The 20765-nt window shown below is 68.1% G+C and carries 20 protein-coding genes; 10 read left to right on the top strand and 10 right to left on the bottom strand.

The window, feature by feature from the left end; all coding sequences use genetic code 11:
* The first annotated feature begins 24 nt into the window (after positions 1 to 24).
* A complete protein-coding gene (locus O5M90_RS12455; RefSeq protein ID WP_262970284.1) occupies positions 25 to 1125 on the top strand; it encodes a calcium:proton antiporter in 1101 nt (366 codons plus the stop codon).
* A 9-nt stretch (positions 1126 to 1134) separates the two neighbouring features.
* Here O5M90_RS12455 and O5M90_RS12450 read toward each other — a convergent pair whose 3' ends face one another.
* Entirely contained in the window at positions 1135 to 1740 is a 606-nt protein-coding gene (locus tag O5M90_RS12450; protein WP_269841295.1) for a class I SAM-dependent methyltransferase, read from the bottom strand.
* Complete coding sequence (locus O5M90_RS12445; protein ID WP_137944819.1) at positions 1737 to 2057, bottom strand: rhodanese-like domain-containing protein; 321 nt, start codon at positions 2055 to 2057, stop codon at positions 1737 to 1739. The genes O5M90_RS12450 and O5M90_RS12445 overlap by 4 nt, the downstream gene beginning before the upstream one ends.
* A 96-nt stretch (positions 2058 to 2153) precedes the next feature.
* Between O5M90_RS12445 and O5M90_RS12440 the strand changes: the two genes are divergently transcribed.
* A complete protein-coding gene (locus tag O5M90_RS12440; RefSeq protein WP_269841294.1) occupies positions 2154 to 2639 on the top strand; it encodes a hypothetical protein in 486 nt (161 codons plus the stop codon).
* 15 nt (positions 2640 to 2654) lie between these two features.
* On the opposite strand, the gene O5M90_RS12435 is transcribed toward O5M90_RS12440, so the two are convergent.
* The 6 genes from O5M90_RS12435 to pdxR form a co-directional block, all read right to left on the bottom strand.
* Complete coding sequence (locus O5M90_RS12435; RefSeq protein ID WP_269841293.1) at positions 2655 to 4547, bottom strand: M48 family metallopeptidase; 1893 nt, start codon at positions 4545 to 4547, stop codon at positions 2655 to 2657.
* A gap of 83 nt (positions 4548 to 4630) precedes the next feature.
* Positions 4631 to 6178, bottom strand: a complete 1548-nt coding sequence (locus tag O5M90_RS12430) for a methyl-accepting chemotaxis protein (protein ID WP_269841292.1) — start codon at positions 6176 to 6178, stop codon at positions 4631 to 4633.
* A 65-nt stretch (positions 6179 to 6243) separates the two neighbouring features.
* A complete protein-coding gene (locus O5M90_RS12425; RefSeq protein ID WP_269841291.1) occupies positions 6244 to 7242 on the bottom strand; it encodes a metal-dependent hydrolase in 999 nt (332 codons plus the stop codon).
* Positions 7243 to 7278: 36 nt separating this feature from the next.
* The gene (locus O5M90_RS12420) at positions 7279 to 7947 is read right to left on the bottom strand and encodes a glutathione S-transferase family protein (RefSeq protein ID WP_269841290.1); all 669 of its coding nucleotides are present in this window, start codon (positions 7945 to 7947) and stop codon (positions 7279 to 7281) included.
* A 12-nt stretch (positions 7948 to 7959) separates the two neighbouring features.
* A complete protein-coding gene (locus tag O5M90_RS12415; RefSeq protein ID WP_269841289.1) occupies positions 7960 to 8232 on the bottom strand; it encodes a hypothetical protein in 273 nt (90 codons plus the stop codon).
* 61 nt (positions 8233 to 8293) lie between these two features.
* Positions 8294 to 9748 carry a MocR-like pyridoxine biosynthesis transcription factor PdxR gene (gene pdxR, locus O5M90_RS12410; RefSeq protein WP_269841288.1) on the bottom strand — a complete coding sequence of 485 codons (1455 nt, stop codon included), beginning with the start codon at positions 9746 to 9748 and terminating at the stop codon, positions 8294 to 8296.
* 95 nt (positions 9749 to 9843) lie between these two features.
* Here pdxR and O5M90_RS12405 point away from each other — a divergent pair, with 95 nt between their 5' ends.
* Together O5M90_RS12405 and O5M90_RS12400 are read left to right on the top strand one after the other, a co-directional pair.
* On the top strand, positions 9844 to 10302 hold the full coding sequence (locus O5M90_RS12405) for a rhodanese-like domain-containing protein (RefSeq protein WP_137944825.1): 459 nt from the start codon (positions 9844 to 9846) through the stop codon (positions 10300 to 10302).
* Between the two features lie 20 nt (positions 10303 to 10322).
* The gene (locus tag O5M90_RS12400) at positions 10323 to 10748 is read left to right on the top strand and encodes a GNAT family N-acetyltransferase (RefSeq protein WP_262970277.1); all 426 of its coding nucleotides are present in this window, start codon (positions 10323 to 10325) and stop codon (positions 10746 to 10748) included.
* A gap of 13 nt (positions 10749 to 10761) precedes the next feature.
* On the opposite strand, the gene O5M90_RS12395 is transcribed toward O5M90_RS12400, so the two are convergent.
* The gene (locus tag O5M90_RS12395; RefSeq protein WP_269841287.1) at positions 10762 to 12045 is read right to left on the bottom strand and encodes a hypothetical protein; all 1284 of its coding nucleotides are present in this window, start codon (positions 12043 to 12045) and stop codon (positions 10762 to 10764) included.
* Positions 12046 to 12401: 356 nt separating this feature from the next.
* On the opposite strand from O5M90_RS12395, the gene O5M90_RS12390 reads away from it, so the two are divergent.
* Positions 12402 to 13802 carry an IS1182 family transposase gene (locus O5M90_RS12390; protein WP_262968893.1) on the top strand — a complete coding sequence of 467 codons (1401 nt, stop codon included), beginning with the start codon at positions 12402 to 12404 and terminating at the stop codon, positions 13800 to 13802.
* Between the two features lie 199 nt (positions 13803 to 14001).
* On the opposite strand, the gene icmF is transcribed toward O5M90_RS12390, so the two are convergent.
* Complete coding sequence (gene icmF, locus O5M90_RS12385) at positions 14002 to 17292, bottom strand: fused isobutyryl-CoA mutase/GTPase IcmF (protein ID WP_269841286.1); 3291 nt, start codon at positions 17290 to 17292, stop codon at positions 14002 to 14004.
* Between the two features lie 193 nt (positions 17293 to 17485).
* On the opposite strand from icmF, the gene O5M90_RS12380 reads away from it, so the two are divergent.
* Genes O5M90_RS12380 through O5M90_RS12360 form a run of 5 tightly spaced genes read left to right on the top strand, consistent with a single transcriptional unit; the run spans position 17486 to position 20626 of the window.
* On the top strand, positions 17486 to 18595 hold the full coding sequence (locus O5M90_RS12380; protein WP_269841285.1) for a saccharopine dehydrogenase family protein: 1110 nt from the start codon (positions 17486 to 17488) through the stop codon (positions 18593 to 18595).
* Between the two features lie 8 nt (positions 18596 to 18603).
* On the top strand, positions 18604 to 19104 hold the full coding sequence (locus O5M90_RS12375; RefSeq protein ID WP_269841284.1) for an SRPBCC family protein: 501 nt from the start codon (positions 18604 to 18606) through the stop codon (positions 19102 to 19104).
* The gene (locus O5M90_RS12370; RefSeq protein WP_269841283.1) at positions 19101 to 19484 is read left to right on the top strand and encodes a DoxX-like family protein; all 384 of its coding nucleotides are present in this window, start codon (positions 19101 to 19103) and stop codon (positions 19482 to 19484) included. The genes O5M90_RS12375 and O5M90_RS12370 overlap by 4 nt, the downstream gene beginning before the upstream one ends.
* On the top strand, positions 19481 to 19957 hold the full coding sequence (locus tag O5M90_RS12365; RefSeq protein WP_269841282.1) for a DUF2269 family protein: 477 nt from the start codon (positions 19481 to 19483) through the stop codon (positions 19955 to 19957). Before O5M90_RS12370 ends, O5M90_RS12365 begins: the two co-directional genes overlap by 4 nt.
* Positions 19958 to 20014: 57 nt before the next feature.
* Positions 20015 to 20626 carry an ANTAR domain-containing response regulator gene (locus O5M90_RS12360; protein ID WP_262970270.1) on the top strand — a complete coding sequence of 204 codons (612 nt, stop codon included), beginning with the start codon at positions 20015 to 20017 and terminating at the stop codon, positions 20624 to 20626.
* Positions 20627 to 20765 lie beyond the last annotated feature (139 nt).

Below are 20765 nucleotides of genomic sequence, written 5' to 3'. Positions count from 1 at the left end.
CGGTCTTGCCTTTATGCTTGACCCATGCCAAATCCACTGAAGAAACTCCCCTTCGTCCTGCCCCTGTGGAGTCTGCTGTCGCCGCTGGTGGCGGTGGCCCTGCTGCTGCTGCTGGGTGGTGCGGCCTTGTCGGGGCTGCTGATCGCGCTGGTGTCGTTGTGCCTGATCGCGGCGGTGCTGGCGGCCGTCCACCATGCCGAGGTGGTGGCCCACCGTGTCGGCGAGCCCTATGGCTCGCTGGTGCTGGCGGTGGCGGTCACCATCATCGAGGTGGCGCTGATCGTCTCGCTGATGCTGGCCGGCGGCGAGAGCGCCAATGCGCTGGCGCGCGACACGGTGTTCTCGGCCATCATGATCGTCTGCAACGGCGTGGTCGGCCTGTGCATCCTGGTCGGCGGCATGCGCCACCGGGTGCTGGCCTTCCGCATCGAGGGCACCAGCCCGACACTGGCGGTGCTGGCCGCGCTGTCGACCCTGACCCTGGTGCTGCCGGCCTTCACGACCAGCACGCGCGGCCCTACCTTCTCGCAGAGTCAGCTGATGTTTGCCGGCGTGGTCTCGCTGGTGCTGTACGCGGCCTTTGTGTTCGTGCAGGCGGTGCGGCATCGCGACTACTTCCTGCCGGCCGAGGGGGTGGACGATCACCATGCCCATGCCGCGCCGCCCGGCAACAAGATCGCGCTGGCCAGCCTGGCGCTGCTGATGGTCTGCCTGGTCGGCGTCGTCGGTCTGGCCAAGCTGCTGGCGCCCAGCATCGAGAACGCGGTGCGCGCCATCGGCGCGCCCAGCGCGCTCGTGGGTGTGATCGTGGCCCTGCTGGTGTTGGCCCCGGAGACGCTGGCGGCGGTGCGTGCGGCGATGCACAACCGGCTGCAGACCAGCCTGAACCTGGCGCTGGGCTCGGGTCTTGCCAGCATCGGGCTGACGATTCCGGCGGTGGCCGTGCTCTCGCTGTTCTTCCCCCATGCGCTGGTGCTGGGGCTAGAGCCGGTCAGCATGGTGCTGCTGTTGCTGACCTTTGTCGTCGGCACGCTGACCCTGGGCGCCGGCCGCGCAACGGTGCTTCAGGGCGCGGTGCACCTGGTGCTGTTCGCGGTATTCCTGTTCCTGGCGGTCGTGCCCTGAGCGAGGGGGTCAGGGCATGCGGCCGGTGGCCTGGTAGACCGCGCCCAGGCAGTGGTAGCGCAGGTCCAGCTCGCCGGCCAGCTCCAGCAGCCCGGCCCAGGGCCGGTCCAGGCCGGCCAGCGAGGCCATCGAATGCAGGGCTGCGCCGAGCACGAAGAGATTGCTGAGCACCGCCCAGGGCGGCGCCCACACCAGGCCGGTGGCGGCGAGCGCCGCGCCGGGTTTCAGGTGCGCGGCCACATGCTGCAGCGCCTGCGGCTGCTGCAGGATGTCGTGGGTGAAATGGAAGAGTGCGGCGTCGCAACGGCCGCTCAGCGGCGCCTCAGCCACGCCGGCGGCCAGCAGCGAGACATTGCGCCAGCCGTGAGCGGCGACGCGCTGGCGCGCCCGCTCCAGCATCTCCGGGCATTGTTCGATGGCGATCACGTGGCCGCGCGGCCCGACCTGCTGCAGCAGGCCCGCCAGGCTCAGGCCGGTGCCGCAGCCCAGGTCCAGCACGCGCTGGCCGGGCCGCAGCTCAAGGCTGGCGATCGCGCTGCGGCGCAAGGGCTCGAAGGGCGCCAGCTCCAGATCGTAGAAAGGGGCTCGTCGGCGGTACTGCGCCAGCGTGCTCACAGGCCCCGCTCCAGCGGGCGTCGCAGGCGCTCGGCCAGCTGCACGGCGGCACCGCCGTTGTAGGCCTCGGTATAGCCCTGCTGCTGCAGCAGGCCCAGGGCCTGCTCGGAGCGCGCGCCGGAGGCGCAGTACAGGATGATGGGCGCGGCCAGGTCCGGCGCCAGATGGGCAATCTGCTCGGCCAACTGCGGCAGCGGGATGCAGCGCGCGCCCGGCAGGTGGCCGGACATGTACTCGCTGTAGGAGCGCACATCGATCAGCAGCGCCTGCTCGGGCAGCGGTGCGAGGGACGGCAGGGTGGGCGAGAGAGAACTCATGGGCAGCCTCCGTGATCCGGCGTCGGGACCTCTGTTTTACACCCTTGGCGGCCCGGCGGCGAGGTATGCTGCGCGCCCGCCCTGAATGAAGCCCCCATGTCCGACGCCGACAACACCGAACGCCCCGATATCCAGAAGCCGCGCCTGTGGCAGGACGCCCGCTGGACCGCCCGCGTGATCAAGAACGAGGACGACGAGGGCTGGGCCGTCGCGATGATATTGGCAGGCCAGAGCGAGCCGGCCCTGGTCGGCCCCTGGACCATGGGGCGTGACAAGAAGAACCCCAAGCCGCTGGACATCAACGCCTTCAACACCCTGGTGAAGACCGCCTCCGAGGTCCTGCGCCGCCACGAGCAGCAGCTGCATGCCCAGCTGCACCAGAGCCTGCGCATCACGACCGACAGCGCCCAGATCGAGGTGCGGCTGGACATCGTGCCCGATGAGGACGAGCCCTATGCGCTGCTCAGTGCGCATGACGAGATGGGCACGCAGCTGGCCGAAGTGAAGGTGCGGCCCAGCTTCAAGCTCAGCCGCGCCAGCGCCAGCGCCTGGATCGCGGCGGAGTTCCAGAAGCCGGGCTGAGGGCGGCCGCTGGCTTCAGCGCAAGCGGCTGCCGGCAATGGCGCCCAGCTTCTTGCGCAAGGGCTTGAGACGGCCCTCCAGCACGCAGATGATGGTGTGGGCGGGCCAGTCCTGGCCAGCCAGTGCATTGACGACGGCATGCTGTTGCTTGCGCAATCGGGCCCATGCACTTAGCTGCAGCCCCAAGACATAGGTCGGCATGCTGCTGTCAGATGGCAGCACGCGACGGGCCAGGTAGGCGCGCACCACGCCCTTGCCATGGTGCTGCAGCAGGGCGCGCACCTGCTCGACCGCGTCGGCGCCAAGGTCAGCGGCGCACAGCTGATGTTGAGGGTCGAGTTCATTGCGCTCGCGCTCGCGGCGCTGCTCGAATTCGTGACGCTCATGCCAACGTTGAGCCCAGGCCTTGGCGCGTGCTTCGTCGTTGTGTCGCCTGAAATAGGCGCTCGCGCTTTCGCAGGCGGGCAAGGTGGCGTCGATATCGACCCTGATGGCTTGCTCCAGCAAGGCAATGCCCTGTTCGTCATCCCGGCTCAACCGGGCGATGCCTTCAAAAAACAAGCCGACACTGTCTTCCGGGTATTGCCCGTTGAACGCGGCATAGCCCGCCACGGCGTCGAACTCGGGCTCCAACTCGCGCCGCAGATGCAGCAGCGTCAGCTGCTGTTCCCGGTCCGGCGCGGGCAGCGCACTCAGTTCGGCGAGGCGTTGGGCCTGCTGCGCCAGCTCCTCGTGGCGAGCTGACCAGGCCGGCTGCACGCGGTCGCGCCATTGTCGGCCGAGCCGCTGACGCAGCGTTGCAAGGGCCACGCCGAGCCAGACTTCGGCGGCCGAATGTTCTGCCGGCTGGGGGAGCTCGTCGATGCGCTGAGCCTCGCCTGGCAGCGCTTGCAGGCGCAGGTTCAGCACGGGATGGGTATCGTGAACGCTGGCCTGGCGCTGCAGGGCTTCCTGCAGCCACTGGCGGGCGGTGGGCTCGGGCGGTGCCAGCCGCGCTGCGGTAGCCCAGCGGCCGGCGAGGTCATCGGGAGGCATGGCTTCCTGGCGGATTCGCGCCAGCGTGCCTTGAATGAAGGTGTCGTACTGTGGTCCGGCGAGGTTGACCCGTTTGAGCGCCCGGGCCGCGACATCGGCCCCCACCAGTTCTGCGCTGGCCCGGTCGGCCTGGTACTCGTTGGCACGAGCAAGCACAAAGGTGTAGGCATTGAAGTAGGGTGCATACCAGCCGACGATGCGCTGCAGCAGGTGCCCGCTCCATCCCTGCCATTGCTGCCCGAGGTGCTGGATATTGGCCCAGCTGAGCCGCAGCCGGTAGATGAAGGCGCTGAATCGACTGTGCGAGCCCGCCAGATGCCCGTACTCATGGGCCACGACCGCCAACGCCTCCTCGGGGGACAGACTCTCCAGCAGCGGCAGACCCAGGATCAGATAGTTGCGCGGGAATCCGATCAACCCCAGCAGCGGCCGCTGGACGACGGCGGCGTTGACCTCGTCGGTGATCAGCACCTGGTGAAAGCGAGGCCCTTTCATGCGCTGGCGCATCTGGTCCATGGCCGCAAACAGGGCCGGGGCTTCGTGGCGCTGCAGGCTCAGGCCCTCGGGCGCCGGCAGGCGCACAAACAAGGCTTTGATGGCGCTGCGAACCAGCAGCCACAACGGCACCGCCAGCAAGATCAGCAATTTGCCGAACTTGATGAGCAGCAGCAGCGCCTTGCCGCCGCTCAGCAGTACGGCGACGGCGAGGCCTGCCAGTATCAAAAGCCCTAGCCCTGCGATGCCGACGATCAGGGCCAGCACCCCCAGGCCCAGCAGTGCCAGCAGGGCAACCTTCAGCTGATAGCTGCGCGGTGTAGCAAGGCTCTCGCGCTCCAGGCGCGCCACCATCTGCTCGAAACGAGCGTCGTCCATGGTTTTCCTCCCTCGGTCCAGACTGTTTTGTTTGCCGTTATTGTGCAGACAGTCGACCGTGCCGGGAAGATCGGCCGATGAAATCAGCGCGCCAGCTGGAACACCCCGACCAGCCGCGCCAGCTCGGCGGCCTGGTGCTGCAGGCTTTCGGCGGCGGCGGTGCTTTCCTCGACCAGGGCGGCGTTCTGCTGCGTGACCTGATCGAGCTGGTTGACGGCATCGCCGATCTGGCCGATGCCCTTGCTCTGCTCGCTGCTGGCGCCGGCGATCTCGGCGATCAGCTGGCTGACCTGGCGCACCTGGTCGACGATGCCGCCCATCGCGCTGCCGGCGTCGTCGGCCAGGCGCGAGCCCGACTCGACCTGGCTGACGCTGTCGTTGATCAGCACCTTGATCTCGCGGGCCGCCTGGGCCGAGCGCTGGGCCAGCGCGCGCACCTCGGCGGCGACGACCGCGAAGCCGCGGCCCTGCTCGCCGGCCCGCGCCGCCTCGACCGCCGCGTTCAAGGCCAGGATATTGGTCTGGAAGGCGATGCCGTCGATGGTGCCGATGATGTCGGCGATGCGCTTGGAGGCCTCGGCAATGCCTTGCATGGTGTTGACGACCTGGGCCACCACCGTGCCGCCCTGGCCGGCGGCCGCTGCGGCGGCCGAGGCCAGCGCATTGGCCTGAGCGGCGGTGTCGGCGTTGTTGCGCACCGTGCTGGAGAGTTCCTCCATCGAGGCGGCGGTCTGCTGCAGATTGCTGGCCTGCTCCTCGGTGCGCTGGGACAGGTCGATGCTGCCGCTGGCAATCTCGCGCGAGCCGGTGGCGATGCTCTCGCTGCTGTCGCGCACCTGGGAGACGATCTGCACCAGCGAGCCGTTCATCTGGTTCAGCGCCGTCATCAGCTGGGTCGCCTCGTCGCGGCCCTGGACGGCCGCCGCCGCGCGCAGATCACCGCTGGCCACGGTCTGCGCGAAGCTGACCGCCTCCCGCATCGGGCCCGTGATCGAGCGGGTGCTCATCAGGCCGGCCACGACCGCGATCAGCGCCGCGACCAGGCTGACGCCGAGGCTCCAGGCGCGCACGCTGTCGCGGGTGGCCTGGGCCTGGCTGTAGCTGGTAGCGGCCACCTCGATCTGCAGCTTGATCAACGCGTCGATGCCGTCCTTGGCCTGCTGGCCCAGCGGCACGATGCGCTCGCCGTACAGGGCCTGGGCGCGCGCGAGTTCGCCGGCCTTCAGCGCGTCACGGGCAGCCAGCAGGCCATCGCGCACATAGCTGCCGCGCACCTGGGTGAAGGCCTCGGCCAGCTGTTTTTCCTGCGGCGTCAGATAGCTGTCCATATAGGCTTTCCAGGTCTTGCTGACCTGCGCGATATTGGCCTGCAGCTGGCTGTCCAGCGCCGGCAGCGCGGCCGGGTCGCGCAGCATCTCCATCACCAGGATGCGGTTGCGCAGCATCAGCCCGTCGACCTCGCCGATCTGCTTGAGCGGGATCGTGCGGTCCTCGTAAATGGTCTTCAGGTCGGCAAAGACGCGCGTGCTGCCTTGCACGCCGACCCAGCTGACGACGGCCAGCAAGAGCAGGACCAGTCCGAAAGCCAGGCCCAGACGCCGGCCGATACGCAGATTACGCAGCAGTTCCATTGCATGCTCCCTGGCGCTTTGTCGCGCTGATTCTGCATCAGCAGGATGCATGCCAGGGAGAAATTTCAGCGCGGCGGCGCGATGTCCTCGCCGCGCAGGCGGCCCCATAGCCAGGCCAGCCCGGCCCGCAGGTCACCGCGCGAGCCCAGCTGCTGCGGACGGTCCAGCGGCCGCAGCGGGGAGTGCTGCTCGGCGACGGCGAAGCTGAAGATGTAATGAGGTTCCTGGCCCATGCGCAGATCGGTGATCAGCACCTGGTCGGCCTTGCGCTCCAGCTTGAAGAAGCCGTCGCTGAAGGCGGCCAGGGTCGCGACCGGCGGGTGGGTCTTCAAGGCCTCGTAGAGCGCCTCCCCGCGGTCAAAGCTGTCGAAACGTATCGTCGGGCTGGCATCCAGCAGCGAGTAGAAGCCTTCGCGATAGCCATCGGGCGTGATCGCGACGATGCGCCACAGCACCGTGTTGAAGGGGCTGGGCGTGACCAGCAGGCGCTGCACCGGCTGGCCGGCCAGGCTCTGGCGCGCCAGCTGCTCGACATGCTGCTGGACCAGCGCGCTCCAGCCCAGATAGGCGGTCGACAGCAGCAGGCCGGCCGCGTTCCAGCGCAGCGCCCGCGCGCCGCCGGCCAGGGCCACGCCGGTGCCGATCAGCAGCGGCAGCGTGTAGAGCGGGTCGATGATGAAGATGCTGCCCAGGCCCAGTGGCTCGCTGCTGAAGGGGCGCAGCAGCTGGGTGCCGTAAATCGTCATGTAGTCCAGCAGCGGATGCGTGATCAGGGCCAGCCAGACCGCCAGCAGCCAGCGCCCGAACAGCGCGCGCTCGCGCTGCAGCGCGGCGATGCCGGCCGCGATCGGCACGGCGACCAGGCTCAGCCAGAACAGCGCATGGCTGTTGCCCCGGTGCAGAACCATATTGCTGAGCGCATCGCCGTGGTCGATGAAGGCATCGAGATCGGGCAGCGTGCCGCAGACGGCACCCCATAACGCCGACTTCCACAAGGCCGTGCGCCGGCCCATCACCGCGACGCCGACGGCGGCGCCCAGCGCGATTTGCGAGAGTGAATCCATGGGGGCGGATTCTGGACGCTTCTGGCTTGACCTGTCCTAGGGGCGGATATCGGGCGCGGCGATGGGCGAGATGCCCTGGGCCTGGGCGGCCTCGGTCTGCACGGCCAGCGCGCGGCGCCAGCCGTCGCGCTGCTGCAGTCGGGCCCAGTAGGCGGCCACGGCCGGCGTGAACTGCGCATCCAGCCCCAGATGGCGGGCCAGCAGCAGCGCATAGCCTACCGAGATGTCGGCGGCCGTGAAGCGGCCGGCGCAGAGCCAGTCCTGCGCGGCCAGGCGCGGCTCCAGCGTGCGCAGCCGGGCCAGAAACCATTTGGCGTAGTCCTCGGCCACCTGGGGCTGGCGGCGCTCGGCCGGCTCGAAGAAGCGGTAGCGCAGCAGCAGGGTCTGCGGGAAGGTCAGGGTGGCTTCGCCGAAATGCAGCAGGTTCAGATAGGCGCCGTAGTCGGCCTCGGCCATGCCCACATCGAGGCCGCCGGGGTCATGTCTTGCGGCCAGGTATTGGCAGATCGCGGCCGACTCGGTCAGGCGCGTCTCGCCGTCCAGCAGCAGCGGCACGGTGCCCAGCGGGTTCAGGGCCAGATAAGCCTTGTTGTGCACGCGGGGCGGGAAGGGCAGGACGATCAGCTGGTAGTTCAGGCCCAGCTCTTCGAGCGCCCACAGCGGACGGAAGGAGCGCGCACTGAGGCAGTGGTAGAGGGTCAGCAAGGAACGGAGTCCCTAGATGGCGAGGCTGTAGACCTTGGCGGCCGCGCGCTCGTCGGCGCTGTGGCCGGCCAGCGCGCGGTCCCACTCCGGACCAGTGGCACCCTGGGTCGCGGCGGCACCGCTGATCATCGAGGCCATTTCCTCGGTGCTGGCATCGAACTCGGCGATCTGCTCGCGCGTCTCCAGAAACAACCGCGCCAGCATCACGCCGCCGGACTCGATCACCACCAGATAGCGGGCCGCCTGGCGCAGCGTGCCGGGATGGTGTTTGGCGGGTGTTTCCATTCCGAAGCCTTGGCCCATGGGGTCTCCTCGCGTGGCTGATTCAGCGCCAAGACTATCACCGTCAGGGGGCGCCCAGCAGGGCCAGTTGCCGGGCGGCGCTGCGGATTTCGGCCGGCGTCAAGGCCGCATAGCCCAGCAGCCAGCCATCCTGGCGCGGCGCCGAGAGGTAGAGCCGGCTCAGCGAAGGCGTGGCCAAGCCCCGCGACGCGGCGGCGCGGCTGAGCGCCGCCTCGCCGCCCTCGGGCAGCAGCGCCGCCAGTTGCAGGCCGCCGGCGCTGGGCTGGGGCAGCAGCCAGGCCTGCAGCGGTCGCAGCGCCTCCAGCAGGACTTCGCGGCGCTGCCGGTAGAGGCTGCGCATCAGGCGCAGATGGGCGGCGAAATGACCTTGGCCGATGAAGTCGGCGGTGACCGCCTGGGCCAGCTGGGCGCTATGGCCGTCCTGGACGCTGCGTGCCGCCGTCAGCGGCGCGACCAGGGCCGGCGGCAGCACCATATAGGCCAGCCGCAGCGACGGAAACAGCACCTTGGAGAAGGTGCCCAGATAGATCACCCGGCCGGCCCCGTCCGCTTCCTCCAGGCCTTGCAGCGCCGGCATCGGCCGGCCTTCGTAGTGGAACTCGCTGTCGTAGTCGTCCTCGACGATCCAGGCCTGCTCCCGCCGCGCCAGCGCCAGCAGGGCCAGGCGGCGCTCCAGGCTCAGTGCCATGCCGCAGGGGTATTGGTGCGACGGGGTCAGATAGATCAGGCGCGGAGCGGGCAGGGCTGCGCCCTCGGGGTTCAGACCCTGTGGATCCAGCCGCACCGGCTGCAGGCGGGCGCCAGCGGCGGCAAAGGCCGTGCTGGCGCCGCGATAGCCGGGCTCCTCCATCCAGACGGTGTCGCCGGCATCCAGCAGCATCGACGCTGCGAGTTGCAGGCCCTGCTGCGAACTGGTCAGCACCAGCACCTGTTCGGCGCTGCAGCGCAGGCCGCGCGACTGGCGCAGATAGCCGGCGATGGCGGCGCGCAGATCCTCATGACCTTGCGGGTCGCCATAGCCCAGCAGTCCCGGTTCGCGGCGCAGTCGCTGGTTGATCAGCCGGCGCCAGGTTTCCAGCGGGAAGGCGCGCAGATCGGGGCTGCCGGCCTCGAAGGCGCGCGGGTGGCGCGGGTCCTCGCAGCCCCCCGTCGCCGCAATCGCCTGGCCGCGCTGTGACAGCGTTGGCCCGGCGGCCTGCGGCGCCAGCGCGCGCCGCGCCGCCGGGCGGGCCTGGGCCTCGATGGCGACAAAGCTGCCGCGCCCGGTCTGGCGCCGCAGATAGCCCTCGGCCTCCAGCTGGGCATAGGCCGCCTCCACCGTGACCCGCGACAGACCCAGATCGGCCGCCAGCACCCGGCTGGACGGCAGCCGCTCCTGATGAACCAGCTCGCCACCCAGCATGGCCTGCCGCAGGCTGGCGCAGAGCTGCTCGCGCCGACCCAGGCCCCGGTCGGACTGGCGCTCGAACAACTGCAGCCATAGGCGGGGTGGTGGCATTGGTCTTATCTTGCGAATGAAATTGGCATCAATGCTAAGTCCAAACCGCTCGACACTGGCGCTGCTCCCCACCACCTGTTCAGACGGAATCCACCATGTCACAGCAAGCCTTCGAGTCCATCGTCCTGTCCTATCCCGCACCGACGCCCGAGCAAAGCCGCGACTTCATGCTGGCCAAGCTGCACTACCACGCCGACGCCTGGGATGTGGCCGAGGACCTGCGCGCCGGCGTTCGAACCCTGGTCGTCATCGACACCCGCTCGGCCGAAGCCTATTCGGCCGGCCATGTGCCCGGCGCCATTTCCTTTCCGCATCGCACGATGGATGCGGCCAGCACCGCGCGGCTGGATCGCAGCAAGACCTATGTGTGCTACTGCGACGGCATCGGCTGCAATGGTTCGACCAAGGGCGCCTACAAGCTGGCCGCGCTGGGCTTCTCGGTCAAGGAGTTGCTGGGCGGGCTGGACTTCTGGAAGCGCGACGGCCATCCGGTCGCGACCGGCGCGGCGCCGGGCAGCCTGCGGCCGGAGGACCTGATCGGCTGCGAATGCTGAGGGCTGAGGTACGCGCCGCCATGCCCGGCGATGCGGCCGTGCTGGCCGCGCTGTGCCGCGAGCATGCCTGCTATGAGCGGCTGGCTCCCTGCAACGATGACGGCTTCGAGGCGCGTCTGGCCGCGGCACTCGCCGCTGGACGGCTGCAGGCTTGGCTGGCCGGGCGGCGCGAGGAGGCGCTGGGCTATGCCAGCTTGACGCTGGATTTCGCGACCCTGAGCGCTCGGCCTTTTGCCCATCTCGACTGTCTCTATCTGCGGCCGGCGGCGCGTGGGCAAGGACTGGGTGCCTGTCTGCTGCACGAGGTGAAACAGTGCGCTGTGGCGCTGGGCTGCGCGGAGCTGCAATGGCAGACGCCGGACTGGAACGAGGCGGCCGTGCGCTTCTATCTGCGCGCCGGTGCGACGCTGCGGGACAAGAAGCGCTTTGCGATGTCGCTTGCCTAGGTGCTGGCAAGGCTCAAGGAGCCTGATGCACCGAGTAGGCGATGCGCTGGCCGGGCAGGCCGGAGATCGTGCCCAGTCTGATTTCGTAGCGCCCCGCGGCTTGTGCGGGCAGCTCGACCTGGATGCGGCCGTTGTCGAGCCACTGGAGCGCGACCGGGCTGACGCCACCCTCGAAGCTGAGCAGTTGCGCGAGATTGTTGCGCAGGGCGTCCAGGCCGGCGCCGTGCAGGATGAGGCGCCCGGGTCGCCCGGCCTGCAGCGCGCTGTCATCGACCGAGTCCAGCTGGGCCAGGCGTTTGATCAGGCGGAAGGCGATGCGGCGGGCAGGCAGTCCATGGCTGAACTTCAACTCGATCGCGGCTTCATGCGTGGCCTGGTTGGCGAGCTTCTCGAACGCCTCGGGCACCGGAGCCCAGACCACGGGGTTGCTGAGGCCGCCCTGGCTGTTGACCAGGCGCAGCCAGGGCGTGTCGCTGTGGGCGCTCCATGTCAGGTCCGCGGGCGTGAGCGAGGTGCGGAGGACGCGGATGCTGGTGGCGGCCTGTGTGCCGAGCGTGTGCACCGCGAAACCGGGGACGTAGAGCACGCGGACCAGGTCTTCGATCGTGGCCTTGACCTGGAGCGTGCGGGGCGGGCGATCCACGCCTTGCGGCTGGAACTGGATCTCCGCCTTGTGCACGCCAGCCTTCAGCCCGGCGACCGGCTGCAGCTCGAGCTGTGCACCGTTCATGCGGTGCTCCAGCCAGGCGGCGCTGGCCGAGGAGTTCAGGATCTGGTAGGTCCAGCCGCTGGCCTGCGCGGGCAGGCTGATCGTCACCACAGAGGGGGCCGGGCGCTCGCCGACGCTGCCGTTGAATTCAATCTCGTGGGTGCTGAGCTGGAAGGCCGGATGAATCCGGTGTTCGTACTCGACCGTGCTGGGTGAGCCGCTCAGGTGGCGCTGGCAGGCCCGGTCGTGGCAGGCGTTCAGCGTCAGCCGCCCGGCGTATCGAGCGGGAGGGAGGTCGCTGCGCAGTCGGAGCCTGACATCGGCGCGGCCGGTCTGGGGATTCCAGTCGATCGGCGCGATGGTTTCTACCGCCTCGCCATCGGCTTGCGCGCTGAAGTAGGTCGCGTCCTGGGCCGCTTGTCCGGAAACCTGCAGGCTCAGCGCTTTCTCGAGCAGCGTGCCGGGATCGCCGCGCTCGGTCTCGCTGCGCAGCGCGCCGCCATCAAGCTGCAGTCGAGCCGTGGCGACAGGCGGCGTGGGCGTAGGAGCGGTGGTGTCTCCGCCGCCCCCTCCCCCACAGGCTTGCATCAGAAGCGCGCCAAGCAGGCACAGGCGGGGCCCCCATGGGGTTCTTTGCGCAGCGATGGGGGGCATGAATCTCCCTGAGTTTCTTTCTTGATTGCTTTTGAATGCAGGGCCGACCCAGCGGCTCGTCTGCAGGGAGCGGATGGTAGAAAATGCGGCATGAAGAGGCGATGAATGCAGCATCGCCCGGCGAGCCTTCCGCCGTGCTATGGGCCGGCTGTGCGTCGACCCGTTATCTGGAAGTCTTCGGCGAGGGCATCAAGAAAAAGGCCTCCCGAACAGTCCGTGTCAATACTCTGACGCTAAGCTGAAGGCCTGAAGACAATGCCCTGCAACGCAAGTTGCAGGGCATTGTTCTTATGGGCTACGTGCAAGGACAGAGTCGAGACCAGGGCAGCCTGTTTCCGGTGTCGCTGGACGAGTTGATCGGACCGGAGCATGTGTGCCGGGTGATCGCGGCGTTCGTGGCGCGGCTGGACCTGAAGGCGCTGGGTTTTGCTCGAGCCCACAGCAAGGCCACAGGCCGCCCGCCGTACGACCCGGCGGACCTGCTGATGTTGTACCTGTACGGCTACCTCAATCGGTTGCGCTCATCGAGGCGTCTGGAGCGGGAGTGCCAGCGCAACATCGAACTGATGTGGCTGCTGCACCGGCTCACGCCCGACCACAAGACCATTGCCGAGTTCCGTCGCTGCAACGCGCAGCCGCTACGCCGAGCCGGGGCCGAGTTCGTGCGCTTTTGCGCCGAAGCCGGTCTGATCCGCGGAGAGTGGGTGGCCGTGGACGGGACGAAGTTCCAGGCCGTGGCCAGCGGCAAGGCCATCCTGGACGAGGTCCAGCGGGCCGAACTGCAGGCCAAGCTGGAGCAGCGCATTGCGCAGTACCTGCAGGAGTTGGAGGCGGCCGACCAGCAGCAAGGCGAGGCGGAGCTGGACGCTCAGGCGCTGCGCCAGGCGCTGGCGCGGCTGCAGCTACAGCAGGCCGAGCTGGCGAAGGTGGACAGCGACAAGCAGCGCTACGTGAGCACCGAGCCCGAGGCTGTAGTGCTCAAGGGCAAGGGCCCGGGCTACAACGTACAGACCGCCGTCGACGCCGAGCATGCCCTGATCGTGGCCCACGAGGTCAACGCGCAGGCGGGTGACAACGGCTGCCTGCAGCGCATGGGCGAATCGGCGCAGCAGACCCTGGGCGGCACGGAGCTCAAGCTGGTGGCGGATGCGGGCTATGCCAATGGCGAACAGGCGCAGGCGCTGGAGGATCAAGGCGTGCGGGTGCATGTCCCCGTCAAGCGCGCGGTCAACAACCAGGGCGAGGGGGACTTGTTCGACCAAGGCCGCTTCACCTACGACGCACAGGCTGACGCCTACGTCTGCCCGGCAGACAAACTGCTGCAGCGCAAGCAGTTGCATCGGGCGGGTAAGGTCGTGATCTATGCAGCGCAGCCCGGCGATTGCGGCGCTTGCGCGATGAAGGCGCGCTGCACGCAGGCCCCACGGCGCACGCTCAGTCGCCATCTCTACGAAGAGGCATTGCAGCGCATCCACCAGCGCGCTACACCCCAGGCGATGAGGCTGCGCCGCTGCACCGTCGAACACCCGTTTGCGGCCCTGAAGTTCCACATCTTCGAGAAGCCCCGCTTCCTGATGCGAGGCCTGACGGGGGCCGGCGCGGAGATCGCGTTGGCGACACTGGCCTACAACGTCAAACGGGCACTGGCGGTGCTGGGTGGGCAGCAAATGTTGCAAAAGCTAGCTATGTGATGCCGGTGTCAGTGTTTGTTGCGGTCCGACACAAGGCTTCGGCTGTTCAGCCCACCGTCACGCAATACGCTCCAATGGACACCTCGCGCGCGCCCAAACAAAAGCGCTCCGAGAAACTCGGAGCGCTTTGCTCTTGGCGCCCTTCGCAGCCGTTTTGACACGGACTGCGAAGGAGGCCTCTGGAGCACGGAGGAAGCGATCACATGCTGCGCCGGTACTGCCCGCCGACCTCGAACAGCGCTGAGGTGATCTGACCCAGCGAGCAGACGCGCACGGCCTCCATCAGCACCTCGAAGACATTGCGGTTCTCGATCACGGCCTGCTGCAGGCGGGCCAGCATGGCCGGCGCCGTGCCGGCGTTGCGGGCGTGGAAGTCGGCCAGGCGCGCCAGCTGCGACTGCTTCTCTTCGTCGGTCGAGCGGGCCAGCTCGATGGTCTCGGGCACAGTCTCGCCATGCGGGTTGCGGAAGGTGTTGACGCCGATGATGGGGTACTCGCCGGTGTGCTTGAGCATCTCGTAGTGCATGCTCTCTTCCTGGATCTTGCTGCGCTGGTAGCCGGTCTCCATCGCGCCCAGGACGCCGCCGCGCTCGGCGATCTTCTCGAACTCGGCCAGCACCGCTTCCTCGACCAGCTCGGTCAGCTCCTCGATGATGAAGGCGCCCTGGCTGGGGTTCTCGTTCTTGGCCAGGCCCCACTCGCGGTTGATCACCAGCTGGATGGCCATCGCGCGGCGCACGCTCTCCTCGGTGGGCGTCGTGATCGCCTCGTCGTAGGCATTGGTGTGCAGGCTGTTGCAGTTGTCGTAGATCGCGATCAGCGCCTGCAGAGTGGTGCGGATGTCGTTGAAGGCGATCTCCTGCGCGTGCAGCGAGCGGCCGCTCGTCTGGATGTGGTACTTGAGCTTTTGCGAGCGCTCGTTGGCGCCGTATTTGTCGCGCATCGCGACGGCCCAGATGCGGCGCGCGACCCGGCCCAGCACCGTGTACTCGGGGTCCATGCCGTTGCTGAAGAAGAAGCTTAGGTTCGGCGCGAAGTCGTCGATGTGCATGCCGCGCGCTAGATAGGCCTCGACAAAGGTCAGGCCGTTCGACAGCGTCAGCGCCAGCTGGCTGATCGGGTTGGCGCCGGCCTCGGCGATGTGATAGCCGCTGATCGAGACCGAGTAGAAATTGCGGACGTTGTGGTGGACGAAGTACTCGGCGATATCGCCCATCACCTTCAGCGAAAACTCGGTCGAGAAGATGCAGGTGTTCTGGCCCTGGTCTTCCTTCAGGATGTCGGCCTGCACGGTGCCGCGCACATTGGCCAGCACCCAGTCCTTGATCTTGGCGGCCTCGTCGGCGGTCGGCTCGCGGCCGTTGTCGGTCCGGAACTTGGCGAGGTTCTGGTCGATCGCGGTGTTCATGAACATCGCCAGGATAGACGGCGCAGGCCCATTGATCGTCATCGAGACCGAGGTCGTCGGGCTGCAGAGGTCGAAACCGTCGTACAGCACCTTCATATCGTCCAAGGTCGCGATGCTGACGCCGGAGTTGCCGACCTTGCCGTAGATGTCGGGGCGCGGATCGGGGTCGGCGCCATACAGGGTCACCGAGTCGAAGGCGGTCGACAGGCGCTTGGCGGGCATGCCCTCGGACACCAGCTTGAAGCGGCGATTGGTGCGGAAGGCATCGCCCTCGCCGGCGAACATCCGGGTCGGGTCCTCGCCCTCGCGCTTGAAGGCGAACACGCCGGCGGTGTAGGGGAAGCTGCCGGGCACGTTCTCCAGCAGCAGCCATTTCAGCAGTTCGCCATGGTCTTCATAAGTTGGCAGCACGACCTTGCGGATCTTGGTGCCGGACAGGCTGGTCGAGACCAGCGCGGTGCGGATCTCCTTGTCGCGGATCTTGACGACGTACTCGTCGCCGGCATAGGCCTTCTGCATGTCCGGCCACTGCGCGATCAGCTGGGCGGCGGCCTTGTCCAGCGCGGTCTCGCGCTTCTCGGCCAGCTCGTTCAAGGCATCCATCGCGCGGTGCTTGTCCGGGTTGGCGGCCTTCAGCATCGCCATCGAGGCGCGCAGCTGCTGGGCCTCACGGGCGATGCGGGCCTGTTCACGAGCCTGCTTTTTGTAGCCGCGCACCGTGTCGGCGATCTCGGCCAGATAGCGCGAGCGCGCGGCCGGCACGATCGGAGTCTGGTGGGTGCTGTGGCGGGTGTCGACGATGGGCAATCTGGCCTCGCCGAACTGCAGGCCCAGTTCGGCCAGACGGCCCTTGAGCGCCTGGTACAGCGCGGTGACGCCGTCGTCGTTGAAGCGGCTGGCCATGGTGCCGAAGACCGGCATCTCGTCGGGCTTCTTGCCCCAGGCCTCCTTGTTGCGCTGCACCTGCTTGGCGACATCGCGCAGCGCATCCAGCGAGCCCTTGCGATCGAATTTGTTGATCGCGACGAACTCGGCGAAATCCAGCATGTCGATCTTCTCGAGCTGGCTGGCCGCGCCGAACTCGGGCGTCATCACATACATCGGCACATCGACATGGGGCACGATGGCCGCGTCGCCCTGGCCGATGCCCGAGGTCTCGACGATGACCAGATCGAAACCGGCCAGCTTGGCCGCCGCGACGACATCGGGCAGGGCCTTGGAAATCTCGGAACCGAAGTCGCGCGTCGCGAGCGAACGCATGAACACGCGCGGGCCTTGGCTCCAGGGCGAGATCGCGTTCATCCGGATGCGGTCGCCCAAGAGTGCGCCGCCGCTCTTGCGGCGCGAGGGGTCGATCGAGATCACGGCCACGCGCAGCGCATCGCCCTGGTCCAGGCGCAGGCGGCGTATCAGCTCGTCGGTCAGGCTGCTCTTGCCGGCGCCGCCGGTGCCGGTGATGCCCAGCACCGGGGTCTTGATGGTTTTGGCTGCGGCCTGCAACTCGGCCACGATGGCCGCATCGGCCTTGCCGTTTTCCAGCGCGGTGATCAGCTGGGCCAGCGCGCGCCAGGCGCCCTCGCCATGGCCCTGGATCGCGGACAGCGACTTCGGCGCATGGACCGTGAAGTCCTGGTCGCTCTTCATCACCATCTCGCCGATCATGCCGGCCAGGCCCATGCGCTGGCCGTCTTCGGGGCTGAAGATGCGCACGCCGTGCGCGGCCAGATCGCGGATCTCGGCCGGCACGATGACGCCGCCGCCGCCGCCAAACACCTGGATATGCTCGCCGCCGCGCGCCTTCAAGAGCTCGACCATGTACTTGAAATACTCGACATGGCCGCCCTGGTAGGAGCTGATCGCGATGCCCTGGGCGTCTTCCTGCAGCGCCGCGTTGACGACCTCGTCGACCGAGCGGTTGTGGCCCAGGTGTATCACCTCGGCGCCCATGCTTTGCAGGATGCGCCGCATGATGTTGATCGCGGCGTCATGGCCGTCGAACAGGCTGGCGGCGGTGACGAAGCGCACCTTGTGCGTGGGGCGGTACTCGGCCAGGGCCTTGTACTCGGCGGACAGATCGGTCATCTGGATGTCTCCTGCGCGGTGCTGGCTCGGCCGGGCCGGGCTTCTTCCCCGCGTTTTAGCAGCATGGGTGGGCGGATTCTAGGGCTTGATTGACGTTTACGTAAACGTTAAGTTGCCATTCGCTTGCCACGGAGCCGTTGGATCGGACTGCTGATAATGGGCGGCATCAAAAAGACAGGGTAGGAGAGGGCGCTTGAGAGTCCTGGTGCTGGGGGGATATGGCAATTTCGGCGCGCGCATTGCGCGGGCGCTGGCCGGCGATGCCGCCATTGAGCTGCTGATTGGCGGGCGCGACGGCTTCCGTGCCGCAGCCTTGGCGGCCGAACTGGGTGGTGGCGCCGAGGGGCTGGTCCTCGATATGGACGGGCACGACCTGGTTCCGCGCCTGCAACAGGCCCGCGTCGAATTGCTGATCCACACGGCAGGCCCCTTCCAGTCTCAGCAGGACTATCGCGTGGCCCGTGCCGCCGCCGAGGCCGGCGCGCATTACATCGACCTGGCCGATGGCCGGCGCTTTGTCTGCGACTTCTCCGCCCAGATGGATGGGCTGTTCAAGTCCGCAGGCCGGGTCGGCATCAGCGGCGCCAGCACCGTGCCGGCCCTGTCTTCGGCGGTGCTTGATGCGCTGAGCGTCGGCTGGCAGGCGTTGCACACCATCGACATCTGCATCGCGCCGGCCCAGACCGCCCCGCGCGGTCTGGCCACGATGGCGGCCGTGCTCAGCTATTGCGGCGCGCCGATCAGGGTCTGGAAGGACGGGGCCTGGACCGAGCAGCCCGGCTGGGCCGTGCCGCAGCGGGTGGACTTCCGGCGCCTGCGGCCCCGGCTCGCGGCACTGTGCGACATCCCGGATCTGGAACTGCTGCCGGCCCGCTACGCAGGCGTGCGGACCGTGATGTTCCGCGCCGCGCTGGAACTGGGTTTCACGCAGCGCGGCATGGCCCTGCTGGCCTGGCTACGGCGTGCCGGTCTGTTGCCCCGGCCCGAGCGCCTGGCAGCGCTGATGCTGAAGACCGCCGGCTGGCTTGACCCGCTGGGCTCGGCCCTGGGCGGCATGGTGGTGGCGCTGAGCGGCCGCGACGACGAGGGCCGATCCGTGGCGCGCAGCTGGCATATCGCCGCCGACGATGACCACGGCCCCGAGATCCCCTGCATGGCGGCCATCCTGCTGGCGCGACGCCTGGCGCGCGGTGATCAATCCCTCACCGCCGGCGCCCGGCCCTGCATGGGGCTGCTGAGCCTGGACGAATTCGCGCCCGAGTTCGCGCGCTGGGGCATGGTTTGCGATCTGGTGGAAGGCTGAGGTCGGCGATGGCCCATGCGCGCTTCGAGTTCGAGATGGGGGCGTCTGTCGAGGTTGTGTTTGACGCTTTCCACTACCACTGCTGGCGACATCGCTGGGATTCACTGGTGCGAGACACCCAGGTCCTGGGCGGTGGAGAACATCCGGTGGTCGGGGCACGTACCTGGAATGCTGGTGCGGGCTGGTTGGTCGCGCTGTCGATGCAAACGGTCTTCATCTCCTATGACCGACCGACGCTGGCGGCGGCCCGCATGGAGGGGAGGTCCTTTCCGTTCCGGCGCTGGGCTGCGTCGATGCAGCATCGACCGCTCGCTGCTGATCGGTCCCTGCTGATCTATACCTACAGCTTCAATGCCGGACCTGACTGGCTGAGGGGCGTGATGGAGCCTTTGGTGCAATGGATCTTTGATCGGCAGACTCAGCGCAGATTTGGGCGATTGCAGCGCTTCGTTGCTGAGCATCGCTCGGAAGTTGAGGCTTGGCAGGCGACGCAGGAGACGCAGCCATGAGCGGCGCTGCCAGCGCCCCGGCCGACGAACGCCTGCTGCGCCTGAGCCTGGTCGCCGTCTGGCTGGGCACGGCGGTGGTCAGCCTGCTGGAGCTGCGCGGTCAGAGTTTGGACCTGCTAACCCAGGCCGGCATGCACGACTTGACCCTGATGCAGGGCCTGATCGTCGGCGGCGCGGCACTGGATGCGTTGCTGGGCCTGGCGCTGTGGCTATGGCCGGGTCGCCGGGCCTATGCGTCGGCGCTGGCGGCGATGCTGGCGATGACGGCGCTGGCCACCGGCCTGCTGCCCGGACTGTGGCTGCATCCGCTAGCCCCCCTGCTGAAGAACCTGCCGATCGCGGCGGCGCTGTGGCTGTTGTGCAAGAGGGCTCCGCGGTGAACGAATACCTGCTGCTGAAATGGCTGCACGTGCTGTCCAGCGTGGTGCTGGTGGGCACAGGCTTTGGCTCGGCCTTCTATATGTTCTTTGCCAATCGCAGCGGCTCGATCGCGGCCCAGGCGGTCGTGACACGGCTGGTGGTGCGGGCCGACTGGTGGTTTACGACACCGGCCGCGATCTTTCAGCCGCTCAGCGGCCTGTGGCTGGCCCATCTGGCCGGCTGGCCCTGGTCCACGCCCTGGCTGGCGCTGGCCCTGGGCCTGTATCTGTTGGCCGGTGCCTGCTGGCTGCCGGTGGTCTGGCTGCAGCTGCGCATGGCCGAGATGGCCACGGCCGCTGCACGCGCTGCGACGCCGCTGCCGCCGCTGTACTGGCGCTATGCCCGGCGCTGGGAGGCGCTGGGCTACCCGGCCTTTGTCGCGATGCTGGCGGTCTTCTATCTGATGGTGGCCAAGCCGGCGCTGTGGCACTGACGCAGGAGGGGGCTCCGGCACAGATATTGCAGCGCAGCAATATCCACCCCATCCGCCATGAGTCCCCCGCCCGACACCCCCACCCCTGGCCTGCGCGTGCTGTTGATCGATGACGGCGCGCACCGGGTCGATCTGATCCAGCAGGAGCTGGCGCGGCAGGGCTGCGATGTCGTCGGCGTGATCGATTCGGCGACCTTGATCCATGACTGCGTGCTGCGGCTCAAGCCCGATGTGGTGATCGTCGACAGCGAGTCGCCGACGCGCGACACGATGGAGAACCTGGCCACCTTGAATGCGCAGATGCCGCGCCCGGTGGTGGTGTTTTCCGAGGATGGCAGCGACGACCCGATGCGCCGGGCCCTGCGTGCGGGGGTCAGCGCCTATGTGGTGGCGGGGCTGCGCCCGGACCGCCTGGCGCCGGTGCTGCAGGTGGCGATCGCCCGCTTCGAGCAGGACCTGGCGCTGCGTCAGCAGTTGGACAAGGCCCAGGCCCAGCTCAGCGCGCGCAAGCTGATCGAGCGTGCCAAAGGCATTCTGATGAGCGAGACGGGCCTGGACGAGGACGCCGCCTACAAGCGCCTGCGCCGCCTGGCGATGGATCGCGGCGTGCCGCTGGTCGAAGTCGCGGAGCGTGTCATCGATGCCCAGAACCTGCTGCGCCCAACATGAGGCCCGACATGAGGCCCGATCGCACCAGGCTGGCGCATCGCGCCGGCAATCGGTGCGCTTTTCGCGCAGCCGCTTGCCTTGCTGCCTGGGCATGCCGCTGGCACGGCTCCTGCTAGACAGACCACGAGGCCCGCAACGG

Source organism: Paucibacter sp. M5-1 (assembly GCF_027498415.2).
Lineage (GTDB): Bacteria > Pseudomonadota > Gammaproteobacteria > Burkholderiales > Burkholderiaceae_C > Roseateles_E.
The sequence above is the reverse complement of the archived record's forward strand: the minus strand, read 5'-3'. Positions and strand labels throughout refer to the sequence as shown.

Excerpts from the sequence above, each read along its gene's own strand:
- icmF (WP_269841286.1), bottom strand. The coding sequence starts at position 17,292 with ATGACCGATCTGTCCGCCGAGTACAAGGCCCTGGCCGAGTACCGCCCC.
- O5M90_RS12445 (WP_137944819.1), bottom strand. The coding sequence starts at position 2,057 with ATGAGTTCTCTCTCGCCCACCCTGCCGTCCCTCGCACCGCTGCCCGAG.
- O5M90_RS12370 (WP_269841283.1), top strand. The coding sequence starts at position 19,101 with ATGAGCGGCGCTGCCAGCGCCCCGGCCGACGAACGCCTGCTGCGCCTG.
- O5M90_RS12435 (WP_269841293.1), bottom strand. The coding sequence starts at position 4,547 with ATGGACGACGCTCGTTTCGAGCAGATGGTGGCGCGCCTGGAGCGCGAG.
- O5M90_RS12415 (WP_269841289.1), bottom strand. The coding sequence starts at position 8,232 with ATGGAAACACCCGCCAAACACCATCCCGGCACGCTGCGCCAGGCGGCC.
- O5M90_RS12395 (WP_269841287.1), bottom strand. The coding sequence starts at position 12,045 with ATGCAAGCCTGTGGGGGAGGGGGCGGCGGAGACACCACCGCTCCTACG.
- O5M90_RS12455 (WP_262970284.1), top strand. The coding sequence starts at position 25 with ATGCCAAATCCACTGAAGAAACTCCCCTTCGTCCTGCCCCTGTGGAGT.
- O5M90_RS12430 (WP_269841292.1), bottom strand. The coding sequence starts at position 6,178 with ATGGAACTGCTGCGTAATCTGCGTATCGGCCGGCGTCTGGGCCTGGCT.
- O5M90_RS12390 (WP_262968893.1), top strand. The coding sequence starts at position 12,402 with ATGGGCTACGTGCAAGGACAGAGTCGAGACCAGGGCAGCCTGTTTCCG.
- O5M90_RS12400 (WP_262970277.1), top strand. The coding sequence starts at position 10,323 with ATGCCCGGCGATGCGGCCGTGCTGGCCGCGCTGTGCCGCGAGCATGCC.
- O5M90_RS12375 (WP_269841284.1), top strand. The coding sequence starts at position 18,604 with ATGGCCCATGCGCGCTTCGAGTTCGAGATGGGGGCGTCTGTCGAGGTT.
- O5M90_RS12440 (WP_269841294.1), top strand. The coding sequence starts at position 2,154 with ATGTCCGACGCCGACAACACCGAACGCCCCGATATCCAGAAGCCGCGC.
- O5M90_RS12425 (WP_269841291.1), bottom strand. The coding sequence starts at position 7,242 with ATGGATTCACTCTCGCAAATCGCGCTGGGCGCCGCCGTCGGCGTCGCG.
- pdxR (WP_269841288.1), bottom strand. The coding sequence starts at position 9,748 with ATGCCACCACCCCGCCTATGGCTGCAGTTGTTCGAGCGCCAGTCCGAC.
- O5M90_RS12360 (WP_262970270.1), top strand. The coding sequence starts at position 20,015 with ATGAGTCCCCCGCCCGACACCCCCACCCCTGGCCTGCGCGTGCTGTTG.
- O5M90_RS12405 (WP_137944825.1), top strand. The coding sequence starts at position 9,844 with ATGTCACAGCAAGCCTTCGAGTCCATCGTCCTGTCCTATCCCGCACCG.